18 protein-coding genes and 1 tRNA gene are annotated in these 13,994 nt (G+C 61.3%); 8 read left to right on the top strand and 11 right to left on the bottom strand.

What is annotated here, in order from left to right:
- Positions 1–271: 271 nt before the first annotated feature.
- The 6 genes from rplL to secE form a co-directional block, all read right to left on the bottom strand.
- Positions 272–643, bottom strand: coding sequence for a 50S ribosomal protein L7/L12 (gene rplL, locus N8A98_RS18275; RefSeq protein WP_113122061.1), 372 nt, complete (start codon positions 641–643; stop codon positions 272–274).
- Between the two features lie 66 nt (positions 644–709).
- On the bottom strand, positions 710–1,231 hold the full coding sequence (gene rplJ, locus N8A98_RS18270) for a 50S ribosomal protein L10 (protein ID WP_113122060.1): 522 nt from the start codon (positions 1,229–1,231) through the stop codon (positions 710–712).
- A 311-nt stretch (positions 1,232–1,542) separates the two neighbouring features.
- The gene (rplA, locus tag N8A98_RS18265) at positions 1,543–2,235 is read right to left on the bottom strand and encodes a 50S ribosomal protein L1 (protein WP_113122059.1); all 693 of its coding nucleotides are present in this window, start codon (positions 2,233–2,235) and stop codon (positions 1,543–1,545) included.
- A gap of 3 nt (positions 2,236–2,238) precedes the next feature.
- The gene (gene rplK, locus N8A98_RS18260; RefSeq protein ID WP_035102606.1) at positions 2,239–2,667 is read right to left on the bottom strand and encodes a 50S ribosomal protein L11; all 429 of its coding nucleotides are present in this window, start codon (positions 2,665–2,667) and stop codon (positions 2,239–2,241) included.
- Between the two features lie 154 nt (positions 2,668–2,821).
- The gene (gene nusG, locus N8A98_RS18255; RefSeq protein WP_035102605.1) at positions 2,822–3,352 is read right to left on the bottom strand and encodes a transcription termination/antitermination protein NusG; all 531 of its coding nucleotides are present in this window, start codon (positions 3,350–3,352) and stop codon (positions 2,822–2,824) included.
- 38 nt (positions 3,353–3,390) lie between these two features.
- Positions 3,391–3,585: a preprotein translocase subunit SecE gene (secE, locus tag N8A98_RS18250; protein WP_113122058.1), complete on the bottom strand. Its 195-nt coding sequence runs from the start codon at positions 3,583–3,585 to the stop codon at positions 3,391–3,393.
- Positions 3,586–3,842: 257 nt separating this feature from the next.
- On the opposite strand from secE, the gene N8A98_RS18245 reads away from it, so the two are divergent.
- Together N8A98_RS18245 and N8A98_RS18240 are read left to right on the top strand one after the other, a co-directional pair.
- Positions 3,843–4,124, top strand: coding sequence for a hypothetical protein (locus N8A98_RS18245; RefSeq protein WP_262167426.1), 282 nt, complete (start codon positions 3,843–3,845; stop codon positions 4,122–4,124).
- 67 nt (positions 4,125–4,191) lie between these two features.
- On the top strand, positions 4,192–4,488 hold the full coding sequence (locus tag N8A98_RS18240) for a hypothetical protein (RefSeq protein WP_113122056.1): 297 nt from the start codon (positions 4,192–4,194) through the stop codon (positions 4,486–4,488).
- A 24-nt stretch (positions 4,489–4,512) separates the two neighbouring features.
- Here the strand turns inward: N8A98_RS18240 and N8A98_RS18235 are convergent, their stop codons facing one another.
- Positions 4,513–5,394 carry a LysR family transcriptional regulator gene (locus N8A98_RS18235; protein ID WP_262167423.1) on the bottom strand — a complete coding sequence of 294 codons (882 nt, stop codon included), beginning with the start codon at positions 5,392–5,394 and terminating at the stop codon, positions 4,513–4,515.
- A gap of 128 nt (positions 5,395–5,522) precedes the next feature.
- On the opposite strand from N8A98_RS18235, the gene N8A98_RS18230 reads away from it, so the two are divergent.
- Positions 5,523–5,876, top strand: a complete 354-nt coding sequence (locus tag N8A98_RS18230; protein WP_113122054.1) for an antibiotic biosynthesis monooxygenase — start codon at positions 5,523–5,525, stop codon at positions 5,874–5,876.
- A gap of 143 nt (positions 5,877–6,019) precedes the next feature.
- Here N8A98_RS18230 and N8A98_RS18225 read toward each other — a convergent pair whose 3' ends face one another.
- The 3 genes from N8A98_RS18225 to N8A98_RS18215 all read right to left on the bottom strand — a co-directional run bounded on the left by N8A98_RS18225 (position 6,020) and on the right by N8A98_RS18215 (position 6,938).
- Positions 6,020–6,229 carry a cold-shock protein gene (locus tag N8A98_RS18225; RefSeq protein WP_035102601.1) on the bottom strand — a complete coding sequence of 70 codons (210 nt, stop codon included), beginning with the start codon at positions 6,227–6,229 and terminating at the stop codon, positions 6,020–6,022.
- Positions 6,230–6,410: 181 nt separating this feature from the next.
- Positions 6,411–6,486: transfer RNA gene (locus N8A98_RS18220), tRNA-Trp, on the bottom strand.
- Between the two features lie 59 nt (positions 6,487–6,545).
- On the bottom strand, positions 6,546–6,938 hold the full coding sequence (locus tag N8A98_RS18215; RefSeq protein ID WP_262167420.1) for an MAPEG family protein: 393 nt from the start codon (positions 6,936–6,938) through the stop codon (positions 6,546–6,548).
- Positions 6,939–7,085: 147 nt separating this feature from the next.
- On the opposite strand from N8A98_RS18215, the gene N8A98_RS18210 reads away from it, so the two are divergent.
- The 5 genes from N8A98_RS18210 (at position 7,086) to N8A98_RS18190 (ending at position 13,523) form a co-directional block, all read left to right on the top strand.
- A complete protein-coding gene (locus N8A98_RS18210) occupies positions 7,086–7,673 on the top strand; it encodes a HupE/UreJ family protein (protein ID WP_262167418.1) in 588 nt (195 codons plus the stop codon).
- Positions 7,674–8,217: 544 nt separating this feature from the next.
- Entirely contained in the window at positions 8,218–9,309 is a 1,092-nt protein-coding gene (locus N8A98_RS18205) for a glycosyl transferase family 1 (RefSeq protein WP_315974508.1), read from the top strand.
- Positions 9,306–10,322: a glycosyltransferase family 2 protein gene (locus N8A98_RS18200; protein WP_262167415.1), complete on the top strand. Its 1,017-nt coding sequence runs from the start codon at positions 9,306–9,308 to the stop codon at positions 10,320–10,322. Before N8A98_RS18205 ends, N8A98_RS18200 begins: the two co-directional genes overlap by 4 nt.
- Positions 10,319–11,233 carry a glycosyltransferase family 2 protein gene (locus N8A98_RS18195; RefSeq protein ID WP_262167414.1) on the top strand — a complete coding sequence of 305 codons (915 nt, stop codon included), beginning with the start codon at positions 10,319–10,321 and terminating at the stop codon, positions 11,231–11,233. The genes N8A98_RS18200 and N8A98_RS18195 overlap by 4 nt, the downstream gene beginning before the upstream one ends.
- On the top strand, positions 11,226–13,523 hold the full coding sequence (locus N8A98_RS18190) for a succinoglycan biosynthesis protein ExoP (protein ID WP_262167412.1): 2,298 nt from the start codon (positions 11,226–11,228) through the stop codon (positions 13,521–13,523). Before N8A98_RS18195 ends, N8A98_RS18190 begins: the two co-directional genes overlap by 8 nt.
- A gap of 57 nt (positions 13,524–13,580) precedes the next feature.
- Here N8A98_RS18190 and N8A98_RS18185 read toward each other — a convergent pair whose 3' ends face one another.
- Positions 13,581–13,949, bottom strand: a complete 369-nt coding sequence (locus N8A98_RS18185; RefSeq protein ID WP_262167411.1) for a DUF2200 domain-containing protein — start codon at positions 13,947–13,949, stop codon at positions 13,581–13,583.
- Between the last annotated feature and the right edge of the window lie 45 nt (positions 13,950–13,994).

Genomic DNA, 13,994 nt, shown 5'->3' with positions numbered 1-13,994 from the left:
ATATATGCCTTGTTAGGCAGTTAGTGGGCTCAGCGACGCCTGTTGACCTTCCCCAGCCAAGGGAAGGAGGGCCAGAAACGCCAAACACCCCATGGTCAACAACCATGAGGTTTCGTGGACGTCAGCGTGCCTCAGACATCGAAATCGTCATATATTCCGCTAATTGGCGCCAGGGACCCATCCAATCGGTCCGGCGAATCGTCTCGTGAAAACGAGGATGCGAAATGGCACATAGCGCGCCATTTCGCAAATTTCAAGGGTCGAGACGAACTTACTTGAGTTCGACCTTGGCGCCGGCAGCTTCCAGCTTGGTCTTGATGTCAGCAGCTTCGGCCTTCGAAGCGCCTTCCTTGATTGCCTTGGGAGCAGCTTCGACCAGTGCCTTGGCTTCGCCCAGGCCCAGACCGGTGATCGCACGGACTTCCTTGATGACGTTGATCTTGTTCTCGCCGAACGAGGCAAGGATCACGTCAAATTCAGTCTTTTCCTCAACAGCAGCAGCCGGAGCACCGGCGGCAGCAGCAGCAGCAACCGGAGCGGCGGCGGAAACGCCCCACTTTTCTTCCAGCAGCTTGGAAAGCTCAGAAGCTTCCAGGACGGTCAGGGCAGACAGGTCGTCTACGAGTTTGGCGAGATCAGCCATTTGATAAATCTCTCTTTTTCAGGTGTTCAGTTTAAACCAGGATGGTCCCCGAAAGGACCGATGGGGTTACGCTGCTTCGTTGCTCTTTTCCGCGTGAGCGGCCAACACACGAGCGATGCCACCAGCCGGCGCAACGATGACCGAAGCGATACGGGTCGCAGGCTGCTTGAGCATCCCGGCGAGCGTAGCGCGCAGTTCGTTGAGCGAAGGCATGGTCGCCAGCGCCTTGACGTTATTCGCGTCAAGCGCGGTCTTGCCCATGGCGCCACCAAGAACGACGTATTTCGCGTTCTTTTCAGCAAATTTCTGCGCCAGCTTCGGCGCAGTCATGGGATCGGCCGCATAAGCGATGACGATCGGCCCGGTAAACAGGGCCGACATGTCCGCATTGTCGGTTTCTTTAAGAGCAAGCTTGGCAAGACGGTTTTTCGCGATCTTGACCTGACCACCGGCAGCCTTCACCTCACGGCGAAGCACTTCCAGATTGGCCACGGTCAGACCGGCATTTTGCGCGAGTACGATCGACCCAGCGCCCGAGAGGGCTGACTGAAGCGATGCGACAAGCTCACGCTTTTCCGCTCTTTCCACTGCTAGTCTCCACATTGAGCCCGACAAAAGTGCTGCCGGGCCATTGCCAATTGCTGCCCTCCGATCTCCCGAAGGAGGAGAGGAGCAACGGTTACATGCCTGTCAACCGTGCTGCCCAAAGGGCAACTGGCCTGGTTCAAACCGCAATCACCCTGCCCTTTTGAGGCAGGAAAACTTGGGTCTGCACCCCATCTATGCTGGCGTCTTGCGACATTAAGCTGAACCAGATCGTTCAGCACCGGCAGTCTCGGACAGGACTTATGCTCCCCTTGCGGGAAGCAATCCGGGCGGCTTGCGGCCGCCCGAAATTCTTAGAGCGCCGAAGCGGGCTCGACGTGAACGCCGGGGCCCATAGTCGAAGACACCGCAACGCGCTTCACATAGGTGCCCTTGGCGCCAGCGGGCTTGGACTTCTGCACGGCGTCGGTGAACGCCTTGATGTTCTGCAGCAGGGCTTCGTCCGAGAACGACACCTTGCCAATACCAGCATGCAGGATACCGGCCTTTTCGACGCGATACTCGACAGCGCCGCCCTTGGCAGCCTTAACGGCACCAGCGACGTCGGGCGTAACCGTGCCAACCTTGGGGTTTGGCATCAGGTTGCGCGGCCCGAGGATCTTACCCAGGCGACCGACCAGCGGCATCATGTCCGGGGTGGCAATGCAGCGATCGAAATCGATCTTGCCAGCCTGGATCTGTTCCATCAGGTCTTCGGCGCCAACGATATCGGCACCAGCCTTGCGGGCTTCGTCTGCCTTGGCATCCTTGGCGAACACTGCCACGCGCACGGTCTTGCCGGTGCCGTTGGGCAGGCTCACCACGCCACGGACCATCTGGTCGGCGTGACGCGGATCGACGCCGAGATTGATGGCGATTTCGATGGTTTCGTCGAACTTGGCCGAGGCGCGAGCCTTGACCATCTTCACCGCTTCATCAAGCTTGTACAGCTTGTTGCGGTCGATGCCCTCACGGGCCTTGGTGATCTTCTTACCGACGTGTGCCATCTATCAGCCCTCGACCTGAATGCCCATGGAACGGGCAGAGCCGGCGATCATCGACACAGCAGCGTCGATATTGTCGGCGTTGAGATCCTTCATCTTCTTTTCGGCGATATCACGCAGCTGAGCCGTCGTGATGGTGCCGGCCGATTCCTTGCCGGGGAGCTTGGAGCCCGACTTCAGGTTCACGGCCTTCTTGATGAAGTAGGTCACCGGCGGCTGCTTCATCTCGAAAGTGAAGCTCTTGTCGGCATAGGCGGTGATCACGACTGGAATGGGCGAACCCTTTTCCATTTCCTGCGTGGCGGCGTTGAACGCCTTGCAGAATTCCATGATGTTCAGACCGCGCTGACCCAGTGCGGGGCCAATCGGCGGGGAAGGCGTTGCGGAGCCCGCGGGCACCTGCAGCTTTACGTAGCCAACGATTTTCTTTGCCATAATCGTCCTATCTAATTGCGCCCGCTGTCATGCGGACCGTTTGACGCTGTGGTAGGAGGTTTTCCCGGCAGCTTGGCAGCCACCGCCCTCTCCCACAGATTTCACTCGACCTAAAGCCGAGCGTATCCTGGCTTACGCCAGAATTTTGTAGTGGTCAGACCTTCTCGACCTGACCATATTCGAGCTCCACCGGAGTGGGGCGCCCGAAAATCGATACTTCCACCTTGAGGCGGGCGCGTTCCTCGTCGACCTCTTCCACCACGCCATTGAAGCTGGCGAAGGGACCGTCCGACACGCGGACATTCTCGCCCACTTCGAAGCTGACGGACGGCTTGGGATGCTCCACGCCTTCCTGCACCTGCTGCAGGATAGACATGGCTTCCTTCTCCGAGATCGGCATCGGCTTGTTGTCCGAACCGAGGAAACCGGTAACCTTGGGCGTATTCTTGATCAGATGGAACGCCTCGTCGGTCATATCCATCTTGACCAGGACATAGCCCGGGAAGAACTTGCGTTCGGCATCGACCTTGCGGCCGCGACGGATCTCGACGACCTTTTCGGTCGGAACGATCACGTCTTCAAACAAATGCTCGAGCTTTTTCTGCGCAACCTTCTGGCGAATGTCTTCCGCCACCTTGCGCTCGAAATTGCTGTAAGCCTGAACGATGTACCAGCGCTTGGCCATGCCGCGTCGCCGCTCCTAGTCTTGTGTCCGTGACCCGCTCAGCGGATCGAAAGCATCAGGCCCACGCCCCAGGAAATAACCTGGTCGGCCAGCAGGAAGAACAGGCTCGCCGCCGTAACCAGCACGAGAACCATGACCGTCGAGATCAGGACTTCGTTCCGGCTAGGCCAGGTAACCTTGGATGTTTCCTGCCGCACTTGCTGCAGAAACTGGATTGGGTTCGGTCGGGCCATAGGCGAATCTACTCTGGTGTTTTGGTGCAAAACCAAAGGCCGCGCAGGAATCCCGCACGGCTGGAATGCCGGTATCTATTCAATCTGCGCAGCGAATGCAACAGGCCGGGGCAAGATTCTGGACCAGGGCTTTGCGGCCGGCTCGACCCGCGGCCATTAACGACGAGTGTAAAACATCGTGGTTTGTTGTTGCATACCCGCTTGCAATGGCATTTGATCCAATTGCGACCAAAAAGTGGCAGCGGGACGCTGGCACCATGGCATATAGTAATGCGTTGTTCGAGGTCAAAGCCTGCGAGGTCCGCTATTACGGCCCGCACAAGACGATTGCCGGCCGGGTAACCGGTGTCGTGCGCGTTACCATTCACGAGCGCTTCATGGGCAATGATACGACCTATCACCTGGACCTCAAGGTGCGCGCCGATGTGGGGTCGGTCTCTTCAGCCGAAGTGCGTACCGCCCTGCTCGCTCATGCTGCCCACCAGCTCAATCGGCTCAAGGCGCGCCACACCGACAAGCTGCCCATGGCCGCCGAATAGGCACTTGTCTCAAGCGTGACTTGTGAATAGGCGCTGCGACCTCCATCTATAAGGATAGGAGGACGGTATGTTCAAATCCATCGCCCTGGCGACCGGCATTATCATTATTTCGACGGGACTGGCCCAGGCCGCCTGCCCCAGCCGCGTGCCGGGCTCGACGCCCGACGCAATCGCCGCCAACCAGCAGCGTATTGCCTGCCTGCAGGATGAGGCGCGCCAGACCGGCCAGCAGCAGAATTACGATATCCAGCTCAAAAGCATGCAGAACACGCTCCGCGACATGCAATTGCAGCAGCGGCTGGACAGCCTGCCCAAATTCACGCCGCCGGTGTTTCAGCCAAGGCCGACGTTTCCGAACAATTAGTATCGCCGCCGAAGAGGCCGCCATTCAAAGCAGATTGTCTGCCATGAATTTTACGAAGGCCTGCACCTTCGGGGAGAGATGGCGGCTTGAGGGCCAAAGAATGCGGAATTCACCGGCATCCTCCACATAATCTTCCAGGACGGAAACCAGCCGTCCATCAGCGATATGTTGCCCCACCGTGAAGAGCGGCAGACAGGCAATGCCGAGCCCGGCTTCGGCAATGCTGATCAAGGGCTCCAGCGTGCTGGCCATCGATGATATCGGCAGGTCCAGCTTGCCTGCCGCAATGTCGTGACGCAGCGGCCAGCGCTCCAGCTTGCCCGACGAGGGATATTTGTGGTGCAGGCAGACATGCGCCGAAAGATCCTGCGGCTTTTCCGGCACGCCGAACCGGCTGAAATAGTCTCTCGACCCCACGACCCGATGAGAGAACTTGCCCAGGGTGCGCATCATCAGGCGGCTATCGCTGACCTCCCCCGTGCGCACCACCGCGTCGAACCCCTCCTCAACCACATCGACCAGCCGATCGGTGAAATCGAGGTCGATCGTGATGTCAGGGAACATCTGCATGAATTTGGTGATCGTGGGCATGAACAGCATGCCGGCCAGCGGCAGGCTCACGCGAATCCTGCCGCGCGGCGCCGCCATGGTTTGCGACAGTTCCTGCTCGGCAGCTTCCAGTTCGTCGAAAATACGCCGGCACCGCTCCAGAAACATGGCGCCCTCGGCAGTAATCGCAATGCTGCGGGTGTTGCGGTGAAACAGCCGTACGCCCAGGCGCTGCTCGAGGCGGGCGATCGTCTTGCCAATCGCTGACGAGGACACCCCCAGCGTCTCGCCGGCCCGAACGAAACTGCGCGCTTCGGCCGCCACGACGAAGGCATTCAAAGACCCGATACTATCCATGAGGCGGCCTCCATTGCGGACATAGATGTCCGATATGTCTGGAGCATTAGCCTGTTTTTTCCGCCGCTGTCGCCGGCTAACTCTCAAGCCGCTGGCAGATCCCGCCGGCGACTTTGATTGGATATCTCATGACCTCTGCCCCTAAGGCCGAATTTGCCTTCGCTCCCCAGCCCACCGTGTTCGTCGTCAATGTCATCCATGCTCATCCCGGCAAGCAGGAGGAAGCATTCAGGATCATCCAGGACGTCGTGCACTACGTCGCGGAGCGAAAGGAGGGATTTTTATGGAGCAATTTGTCCAAGAGCACAGACGGCAAAACCGTAGTGAACATCGAGGCGATCCGCGATGAGAACAATGTCGACGAATTCTTCGCCGACCCGGCTTTCGTCGAGAAGTTCAAGATGCTGGATGCCGTCGCGGACAGCGAATTCCACATCTATAAGGTCAACGACCTTGTGCTTCCACGCCCGCTGAACGGGTGAATAGCTGAACGGGGGCGGCTTAAGTCACGGCCGCCCGCCATGCGCCGCTACCCGACCAAAACAAAAAACCACCGGGCGATGAACGCGCCGGTGGCTCCTGATCGGTTGCGACCGCCATCGGCGGGCGCGATCCTTGAATTCGCTTAGAGCAGCGTCAGGTTCGTAGCCGAAACCTTGCCATCGCGGCCGGTCTCGAGCTCGTACGTCACCTTGTCGCCCTCATACAGGCCCTGCAGGCCCGACTTCTGCACAGCGGAGATGTGGACAAAAGCGTCCTTTTCGCCATTTTCGGGCGAAATGAAGCCGAAGCCCTTGGTGGTGTTGAAGAATTTTACGGTGCCAGTAGTGGCCATGTGTGTCGTTCTGCCATTTAAGGCCCATCCGCATATGCGTCCGGGCGGAGTTTCCCCAAGCAACATGCTTAGGGGCACCATAAATCGCAAATTATTGACCCGGAGTCAAACGGGGCCACGAGCAAAACGCCCGGCTGGCAGGGTACCGGGCGAAAAATAGTTCTAAATCAATGATTACGCCTGGCAGGGGCTGGGGGACTCGAACCCACGACCCTCGGTTTTGGAGACCGATGCTCTACCAACTGAGCTAAACCCCTGTAGGCGTGCGGCAGTGTCTAATGGCAAAGATCGCTTCGCGCAAGTACCTCAAGCAGGTTCATGACCAGATGTGTGGAACCAGCGGCACAGCCATCATCAAGCAGCCGAGCAAGCCGGCCAGGAAACACACGGAACGCCAGGGCGACAGGCCTTTTAGATAGCAATACAGATGGGCCGCGCGCGCCAGGAAATAGAGCCCGGCGCCGGCCAGCGAGGCCCAGCCTTGCTCATTGTAGATGATGGACAGCACGGCCAGTGTCAGGAAAATCGGCAGCGTTTCCTGCAGGTTCGCCAGGGCGCGGCGCGAGCGGCCCAGTTCCTGCGTGGGCTCGGGCAGATCGTCGCGCGGCCCGATCTGCGCCGCGACGCCCACCTGCTTGGTGAGGTAGCTGCCGGGCAATTGTACCGCCACGACCAATAGGGCCAGCACCAGGAAAATCATCAGCAGCATTGTTTTCGCCTCTTCTGTGGTGGGCCGGGTGGTAGCGCGAATCCGTTTACAAACGACGCCGCACAGCAATAAATACCCTTGCGAGTTACAGGAAGCGCCTCAGGCGGAAACGATCACTCAAGGGGCGGCGTCCCCGGAAGGATGACGATGCGTCTTATCATTGCCCTGGCCATATTGGTCCTCAGCCCCAGCCTCGCCTTTGCCCATACAGGGGTCGGCCACACGGCCGGGTTCTTCCATGGTTTTGAGCACCCGATCGGCGGGCTCGACCATATTCTGGCAATGGTGGCGGTCGGCGTGTTTGCCTATGTGCTGGGCGGCCGCGTCCTATGGCTGGTGCCGCTGTCCTTTGTTGGCATGATGATTGTCGGCTTCATCCTGGGTGCGGCGCAGATCGATCTACCCTTCGTCGAATTGGGCATTGCGCTGTCGAGCGTTGTCATCGGCGCAGCGGCGGCGTGGGGCCGACCGATGCCGGTGGCAGCTGCCATGGCGCTGGTTGGCGTGTTCGCCGTGTTCCACGGTCATGCCCATGGCGCGGAAATGCCAGCGGATTCGAGCGGCATCGCCTATGCAGCGGGCTTCGCGATCTCGACCGCCCTGCTCCATCTGGCTGGTATCGCGGCGGCTTTCGGCATTGCCCGCCTGATCGGCCGGCATGGCAAGCTCGCAGCGCAGGTTGCGGGCGGCGCCTTTGCTATTGGCGGCGTTGGAATCCTGGCCGGCTGGCTCTGACCTTTCCAGGCTTTTTCGTGGCACGGCCCGCACCGTCAAGGCGCGGGCCGATTTGTTTCTACAAACCTCATTCGGAATCAAAGCTCCAGCTTTGCTCGACAAATCCTTGTAATACTTCATTTTATTGACGGCCGTAGAGTGTGCCGGACGCATGCGCTGGTCGCAGACCTGTTCCCCGGCCACTCGTATTGACCCCTTCCATCACGCCCGCGTTAACTAGCGCCACTGCTTCGACCGCCGCCTTCGGGTGGCCCCGGAGGGCGCAGTGTGCCCTTCGCCGTAAACCGAGTCACAGAAGTGATGACCGCTCGCGATCCGTCGTGGGCAGCAGCCTTGAATGAGCGCAAGTTGATAAAACTGACCTGGTGCATGGAGCGCTACGAGGCCTAGGCCGCCTCAAATGCGCAACCCAGTGCCAGCGAGAGCCGGAATCGCGATCCATTCCTGGATCGTGGCGGGCCGGCAGGCAGGAGACGCAACGTTGCTAAGGGTACTTTACCTGGTTCCCAACCTGGCCGACCCAGCGGTCGGCCGCCGTATAGGCATGCTGAAGACAGGCGGCGCGGAAATCGTCGCTGCCGGCTTCCGCCGCTCCGGCGTCGCCATGCCCGATCTGCCGGTCACCCACGCCGTGCAATTGGGTGAAACCTTCGATGCGCGGTTCGCCCAGCGCATCATGGCGGTGGTATCAGCGGCCATGTCGATCGTGCGGCGTCTGGGGCATTTGCCGCCGCCGGACGTCATCATCGCGCGGAACCTCGAAATGCTGCCGCTGGCCGGACGGCTGCAGGCGCATTGGGGCGGTACGATCCCCATTGTCTATGAATGCCTCGATATTCACCGCCTGCTGCTGCGCACCGACCTGATCGGCCAGGCCATGCGGGGCGCGGAACGGCGCTGGGCGCAGCCGGCATCCCTGCTGATGACCAGCTCGCCCGCCTTCATTTCCAACCATCTTGGCGGATTGGGTCCCCTGCCCGCGCTGCTGGTGGAAAACAAGGTGCCGCACAGCACCGAGCGCGGCAGCAATCCGGCGCTGGGATTGCCCGATACCGGCGTGATCAAGATCGGCTGGTTCGGCGCCTTGCGCTGCCGCCGGTCGCTGGACGCTTTGGCGACCTTCTCCCGGGCGATGAGCGGGCGCGTGCAGGTGATCCTGCGCGGCCGTCCGGCGCTCAGTGAGTTCGAGGACTTCCACGGCTTTGTGGACGCCGAGCCCTATCTGCGGTTCGACGGCGAATATCGCAATCCCGACGATCTGGCCTCGATCTATTCGGATGTGCACCTGGCCTGGGCCATCGACTTTTTCGAGGCCGGCAAGAATTCGCAATGGCTGCTGCCCAACCGTATTTACGAGGGCAGCTTTCACGGCGCCATCCCGGTGACGCTGGCCGGCACGGAAACCTCGGCCTTCACCCAGCGGCTGGGCATCGGCATTACCGTACCCGATATCGAAGCGGGCACGCTGGCCGCGGCCTTGGGCGAACTCGACGCAACCCGGCTGCAGGCGCTGGCTTCGGCCGTGCTGGAGCAAGACCCGGCCAATTTCTCGTTTCACGACGCCGATTGCCGCCAATTGGTGGAACGGCTGCAACAGCTTGGCAGCAGCTCGCAGCCAGAACAGGAAGCCGCATGAGCTTGCCCACCGGCAAATGCCTGATCGCCGTGCCCACGCTCAATGAGGCCAAGCACATTGCCCACCTGCTCGAACAATTGCTGGTGGAAGCCAAGGCAATGGATTGGCCCGTGGTGGTGATCGATGGTGGCAGCACCGATGGCACGCCGGCCATTGTTGAGAGCTTCATTGCCCGGGGCGAGCCGGTGCAGCTGGCGCATAATCCCAAGCGCATCCAGAGCGCGGCGATGAACCAGGCGGTGGCGCAGTTCGGCGATGGGCTCGATTATGTGATCCGCATCGATGCACATGGCGAGTATCCGGCGGACTATTGCCGCGCCTTAGTGCTGGAGGCACAGACCATCGGCGCCGATAGCGTCGTGGTCCCGATGACCACGGTGGGCCAGAACACTTTTCAGCGGGCGGTGGCGACGGCACAGAACTCGCTGGTCGGCACGGGCGGTTCGGCCCATCGCACCGGCAAGGGCGGCGCCTTTGTCGACCATGGGCACCATGCCCTGATGAGCATTCCGGCCTATCGCGCGGTCGGCGGCTATGACGAGACCTTCCGGCATAATGAGGATGCCGAGCTCGACCACCGCCTGAGGCAGGCCGGCTATCGCATCTGGCTGACCGACGCGACCGAGATGACCTATTATCCGCGCTCGACCCCCTCGGGCCTGTTCAAGCAATATTTCGGCTATGGCCGCGGGCGGGCGCGCAATGTGCTCAAGCATCGCGTCATTCCGCGTATCCGCCAGATGCTGCCGCTGGCCATCCTGCCGGCCGTAGTGCTGGCGGCGCTGAGCTTCGTGCATTGGGTGGCGCTGATCCCGCTGCTGGCCTGGTGCGCGCTCTGCCTTGCCATGGGCTTTGTCGCCACGCGCAAGCATTTCACCGAATATGGCCTGCCCATGAGCGGCGCGCCGCTGGTGGGCTTTGCCGCCATGATCATGCACCTGGCCTGGTCCTCGGGCTTCTGGCTGCATCTGGCGCAGGCCGCCACTTCAGGTTTTGGAGCCAAGCGCGCATGACCAGCGTCGACATCTGCATCTGCACCTATCGCCGTCCCTATCTGGCCGAGACCCTGGCTTCGGTCGCCAAGATTGCGACCAATGGCGCCCGCATTCGCGTGATCGTCTCGGACAATGACACGACGCCGTCAGCCGGCACGATGGTCGCGGCGCTGGCGGCGGATTTCCCGTTCCCGATCCATTATGTGCATAGCCCCGCCTCTAATATCTCGATTGCCCGCAATGCGTGCCTCGATGCGGCGGACGCCGATTTCATCGCCTTTGTCGATGATGACGAACTGGTCACCGAACACTGGCTGACGGCGCTGTTGGCGACAGCCGAGGCGGAACAGGCCGATGTCGTGCTGGGGCCGGTCGAAGCCATTTATGGTCCCGACGCACCGCAATGGATGGTCGAGGGGGATTTCCACTCCACACTGCCTGTCTATGTCGATGGACAAATCCGCACCGGCTATACCTGCAACGCCCTGATCCGCTGGGTCGCGCCCTATAATTCGTTGCGCTTCGACCTGGCGCTCGGGCGATCGGGTGGTGAAGACACCCAGTTTTTCTATGCCCTTTCGGGCATGGGTGGCCGTATCGCCTTTGCGCCTGACGCGCTGGTCACCGAGATCGTACCGCCCAATCGCGCCGCCGTGGGCTGGCTGGTGCAGCGCCGGTTTCGGGCCGGGCAGACCCATGGCACGCATCTGAGCCAAGGTGTCGTGGCCAATATCAAAGCTGCCGCGATTGCATCAGGCAAAGCGGCGTTTTGCGGGGTCATGACCATTTTGACCCTATTCTCGCCATCGCGCTGGAGGAAAAACCTGCTGCGCGGCGCCCTGCATGTCGGCGTCATCGGCGGCATTTTTGGCGCCAAACAGGCCGTTCTCTATGGCCAGCCAACGGAAGGAAGCCAGTCACATGCTTGAACGGAGCCAATTGCCGGCCATGTCCGACCCTCACAGCTCCGATCGCGGGCTGCTCGATGTCGATCGCCTGTTCTCGATCCTGCGCCGGCAGTTGCGCGTGCTGCTGCTCTGCCTCGGGCTGGGCCTGATGCTGGCCGTGATCTACCTGATGCTGGCGCCCAAAAGCTATGTGGCAACCAGTCAGATCCTGCTCGACAAGAATTTGAAGGATTCTGTCAGCGACATCGCGCCCCAGACCAGCGCAGTCGATCTTGAATCCGAAGTGCTCAACCAGATCGAGGTGATGCGCTCGAGCCGGATTGCCACTGCGGTGGCGCAAGCGGAAAACCTGATGACGGATCGGGAATTCCTCAATCCGCCGCCCTCCTTCAGCGGGCGCGTCAAGGGCATGCTGCTCGGTCTGCTGAGCCCGATCCTGGGTTCGCCCGAGGCTGATCCGGACGATTTGCAGGCCACGCCTGAGGAAGCCGCCGGGGCCCTACGCGCCAATATGTTCGTCGAGCGTGTCGGCCGCAGCGCGGTGATCCGCGTCGGCTACGAGGCATCCAGCCCCGAACTGGCGCAGCGCATTGCCGCTGCTTATGCCAATGTCTTCGTGCAGGACCAGCTTAATGCCGATATCGACGCGACCAAGCAGGCCGCCGATTGGCTGCAGCAGCGGCTGACCGAACTGGGCGACAACCAGCGCCAGGCCACGCTTGCCGTCGAGGAATATCGCCAGCAAAGCGGGCTTTCGACCAGCGAGGACGAAAATCTCAGCAACCAGCGGCTGCAGGCGCTAACCGCCCAATTGGTCACGGCCCAGGCCGAAAGCGCTCGCGTTAACGCGCTGGCCGTGCAGCTGCAGGCCACGATCGACGCCGGGCCATCGGCTGCCGGCGCCAGCATTGCGCTGCTCAGCGGCTCGGGCGTTGACGACAAGACCATATCCGATCTGCGCATCCGTTATGCCTCGATCCAGAGCCGCATCAACGAAGTGTCGGCCACCTATGGCGAGGATCACCCCCAGGTGACGGCGCTCAAGGCGGAAAACCAGGCGCTGCAGGCCCAGATTTTTGCGCAATTGCAAGGGCTGAACGAGCAGTATCAGAGCCAGCTGACCATTGCCCAGCGGCAGGAAGCGAGCCTGCGCGACGCCATCGAGACCGAAGGCCAGCTCGCCTCCCAGACCAATCAGGCGCAGGTCAAGCTCACCGAATTGCAGCAACGTTCGACCACGCTGGGCGTGATCTACAATTCCTTCCTGTCGCGCTACGAAGAAGCGGTGCAGCGCCAGTCCTTCCCCATTCCCTCGGCTCGCATCATCACCGTGGCGCAGGCGCCCGAAAGCGCCTCGGGTCCGCGCACCCTGTTCGTGGCGGCCGGCGGCGTCATTTTCGGGCTGTTCCTGGGGCTGATGTTCGGCACGTTCAACGAATTGCGCGAACGCACCTTCCGCATTGGCGATCAGGTCGGGAACGAGCTGGGCCTGCGCTTCCTGGGCTATCTGCCCCGGCTGGGCCCCGACGCGCACAAGGGTAGCCGCGGCGACCAAACCAAGGCTGCTCTCGCCCTGCATGGCATGATCAAGAAGCAGGTGGAAGAACGCCGCGCCAACCGACCGACCACGGCGTTCGTCGAAACGCTGAAATCGGCTAAGCTGGTGATGCGGGCGCGCGGTAAGCCGGACCGCAGCGCCGTTATCGGCGTGGTCTCGGTATTGCCGGGCGAAGGCAAGACCACCTATTCGGTCGCGCTGGCCGAAATGCTCGCCACCGATGGCGAGCGGGTATTGCTGATCGACGCCGATTTGCGCCAGGCCGCCTCGACGCGCCTGGTAGCACCCGGCGCCACCAGCGGGCTGATGGATATTGGCGGGACGATATCCTGGCGCGATGTCGTGCTGGCTGATCCGCGCAGTGGCCTGCATATCCTGCCCGCACTGTCCTCCTCCGGCCAGAGCAGCGATTTCCTCTCCTCGGACGGCATGCAAAGCCTGCTCGAAGAGGCGCGGCAGAGCTACGACTATGTCGTCATCGACCTGCCCCCGCTCGGCCCGGTCATGGATGCCCGCGCCGTGCTGCCCTGGACCGATGGCTTTATCCTGGTCACCGAATGGGGCCGCACGCCGCGCCGGCTGGTCCGCTCGCTGATCGAGCACGAGCCCGAACTGGCCGAGGACATTGTCGGCGTCGTGCTCAACAAGGTCGATTTCCGCAAGCTCGCCCAATATAGCGATCCGGGCGGCGCCGAGCGCTATATGGGCTCCTATAGCCGCTATTATCAGGTGGATGCGACCGAGAAGGTCTGAGTGCCTGGGCGGTTCTCGATCTGCCCCCCTCCCCCTGCGGGAGGGGGACGATGGCTCTCAGTCCGAAGGGCCAGGCTGTTTGCGCAGGATCTTTTCCATGGGCCGGCCCTTGGCGAGTTCGTCGATCAGCTTGTCGAGATAGCGCAGTTCGCGCATGAGCGGTTCTTCGATGTCCTCCACGCGGTAACCACAGATCATTCCGGTGATCAGTGTCCGCGCCGGGTTCAGCCTGGGCGCTTGCGCGAAGAAATCCTCGAAGCTGGTTTGCTTTGCCAGCTCCTCGTCCAGCGTCTGTTGGCTATGCCCGGTCAGCCAGCAAATGATTTCGTCGACCTCCGCTTTGGTGCGCCCCTTTTTCTCTGCCTTGGCCAGATAGTGCGGATAGACGCTCGCGACGCTGATTGCGTAAACGCGGTGCTTTTTCATGCGTCCTCCCTGGCGGCACAACGGAGCGTCGCACCAGGATAACCG

This window comes from Devosia neptuniae, assembly GCF_025452235.1.
Lineage (GTDB): Bacteria > Pseudomonadota > Alphaproteobacteria > Rhizobiales > Devosiaceae > Devosia.
Note: the sequence above shows the minus strand (reverse complement) of the source record. Positions and strands in the feature narration are given on the sequence as shown.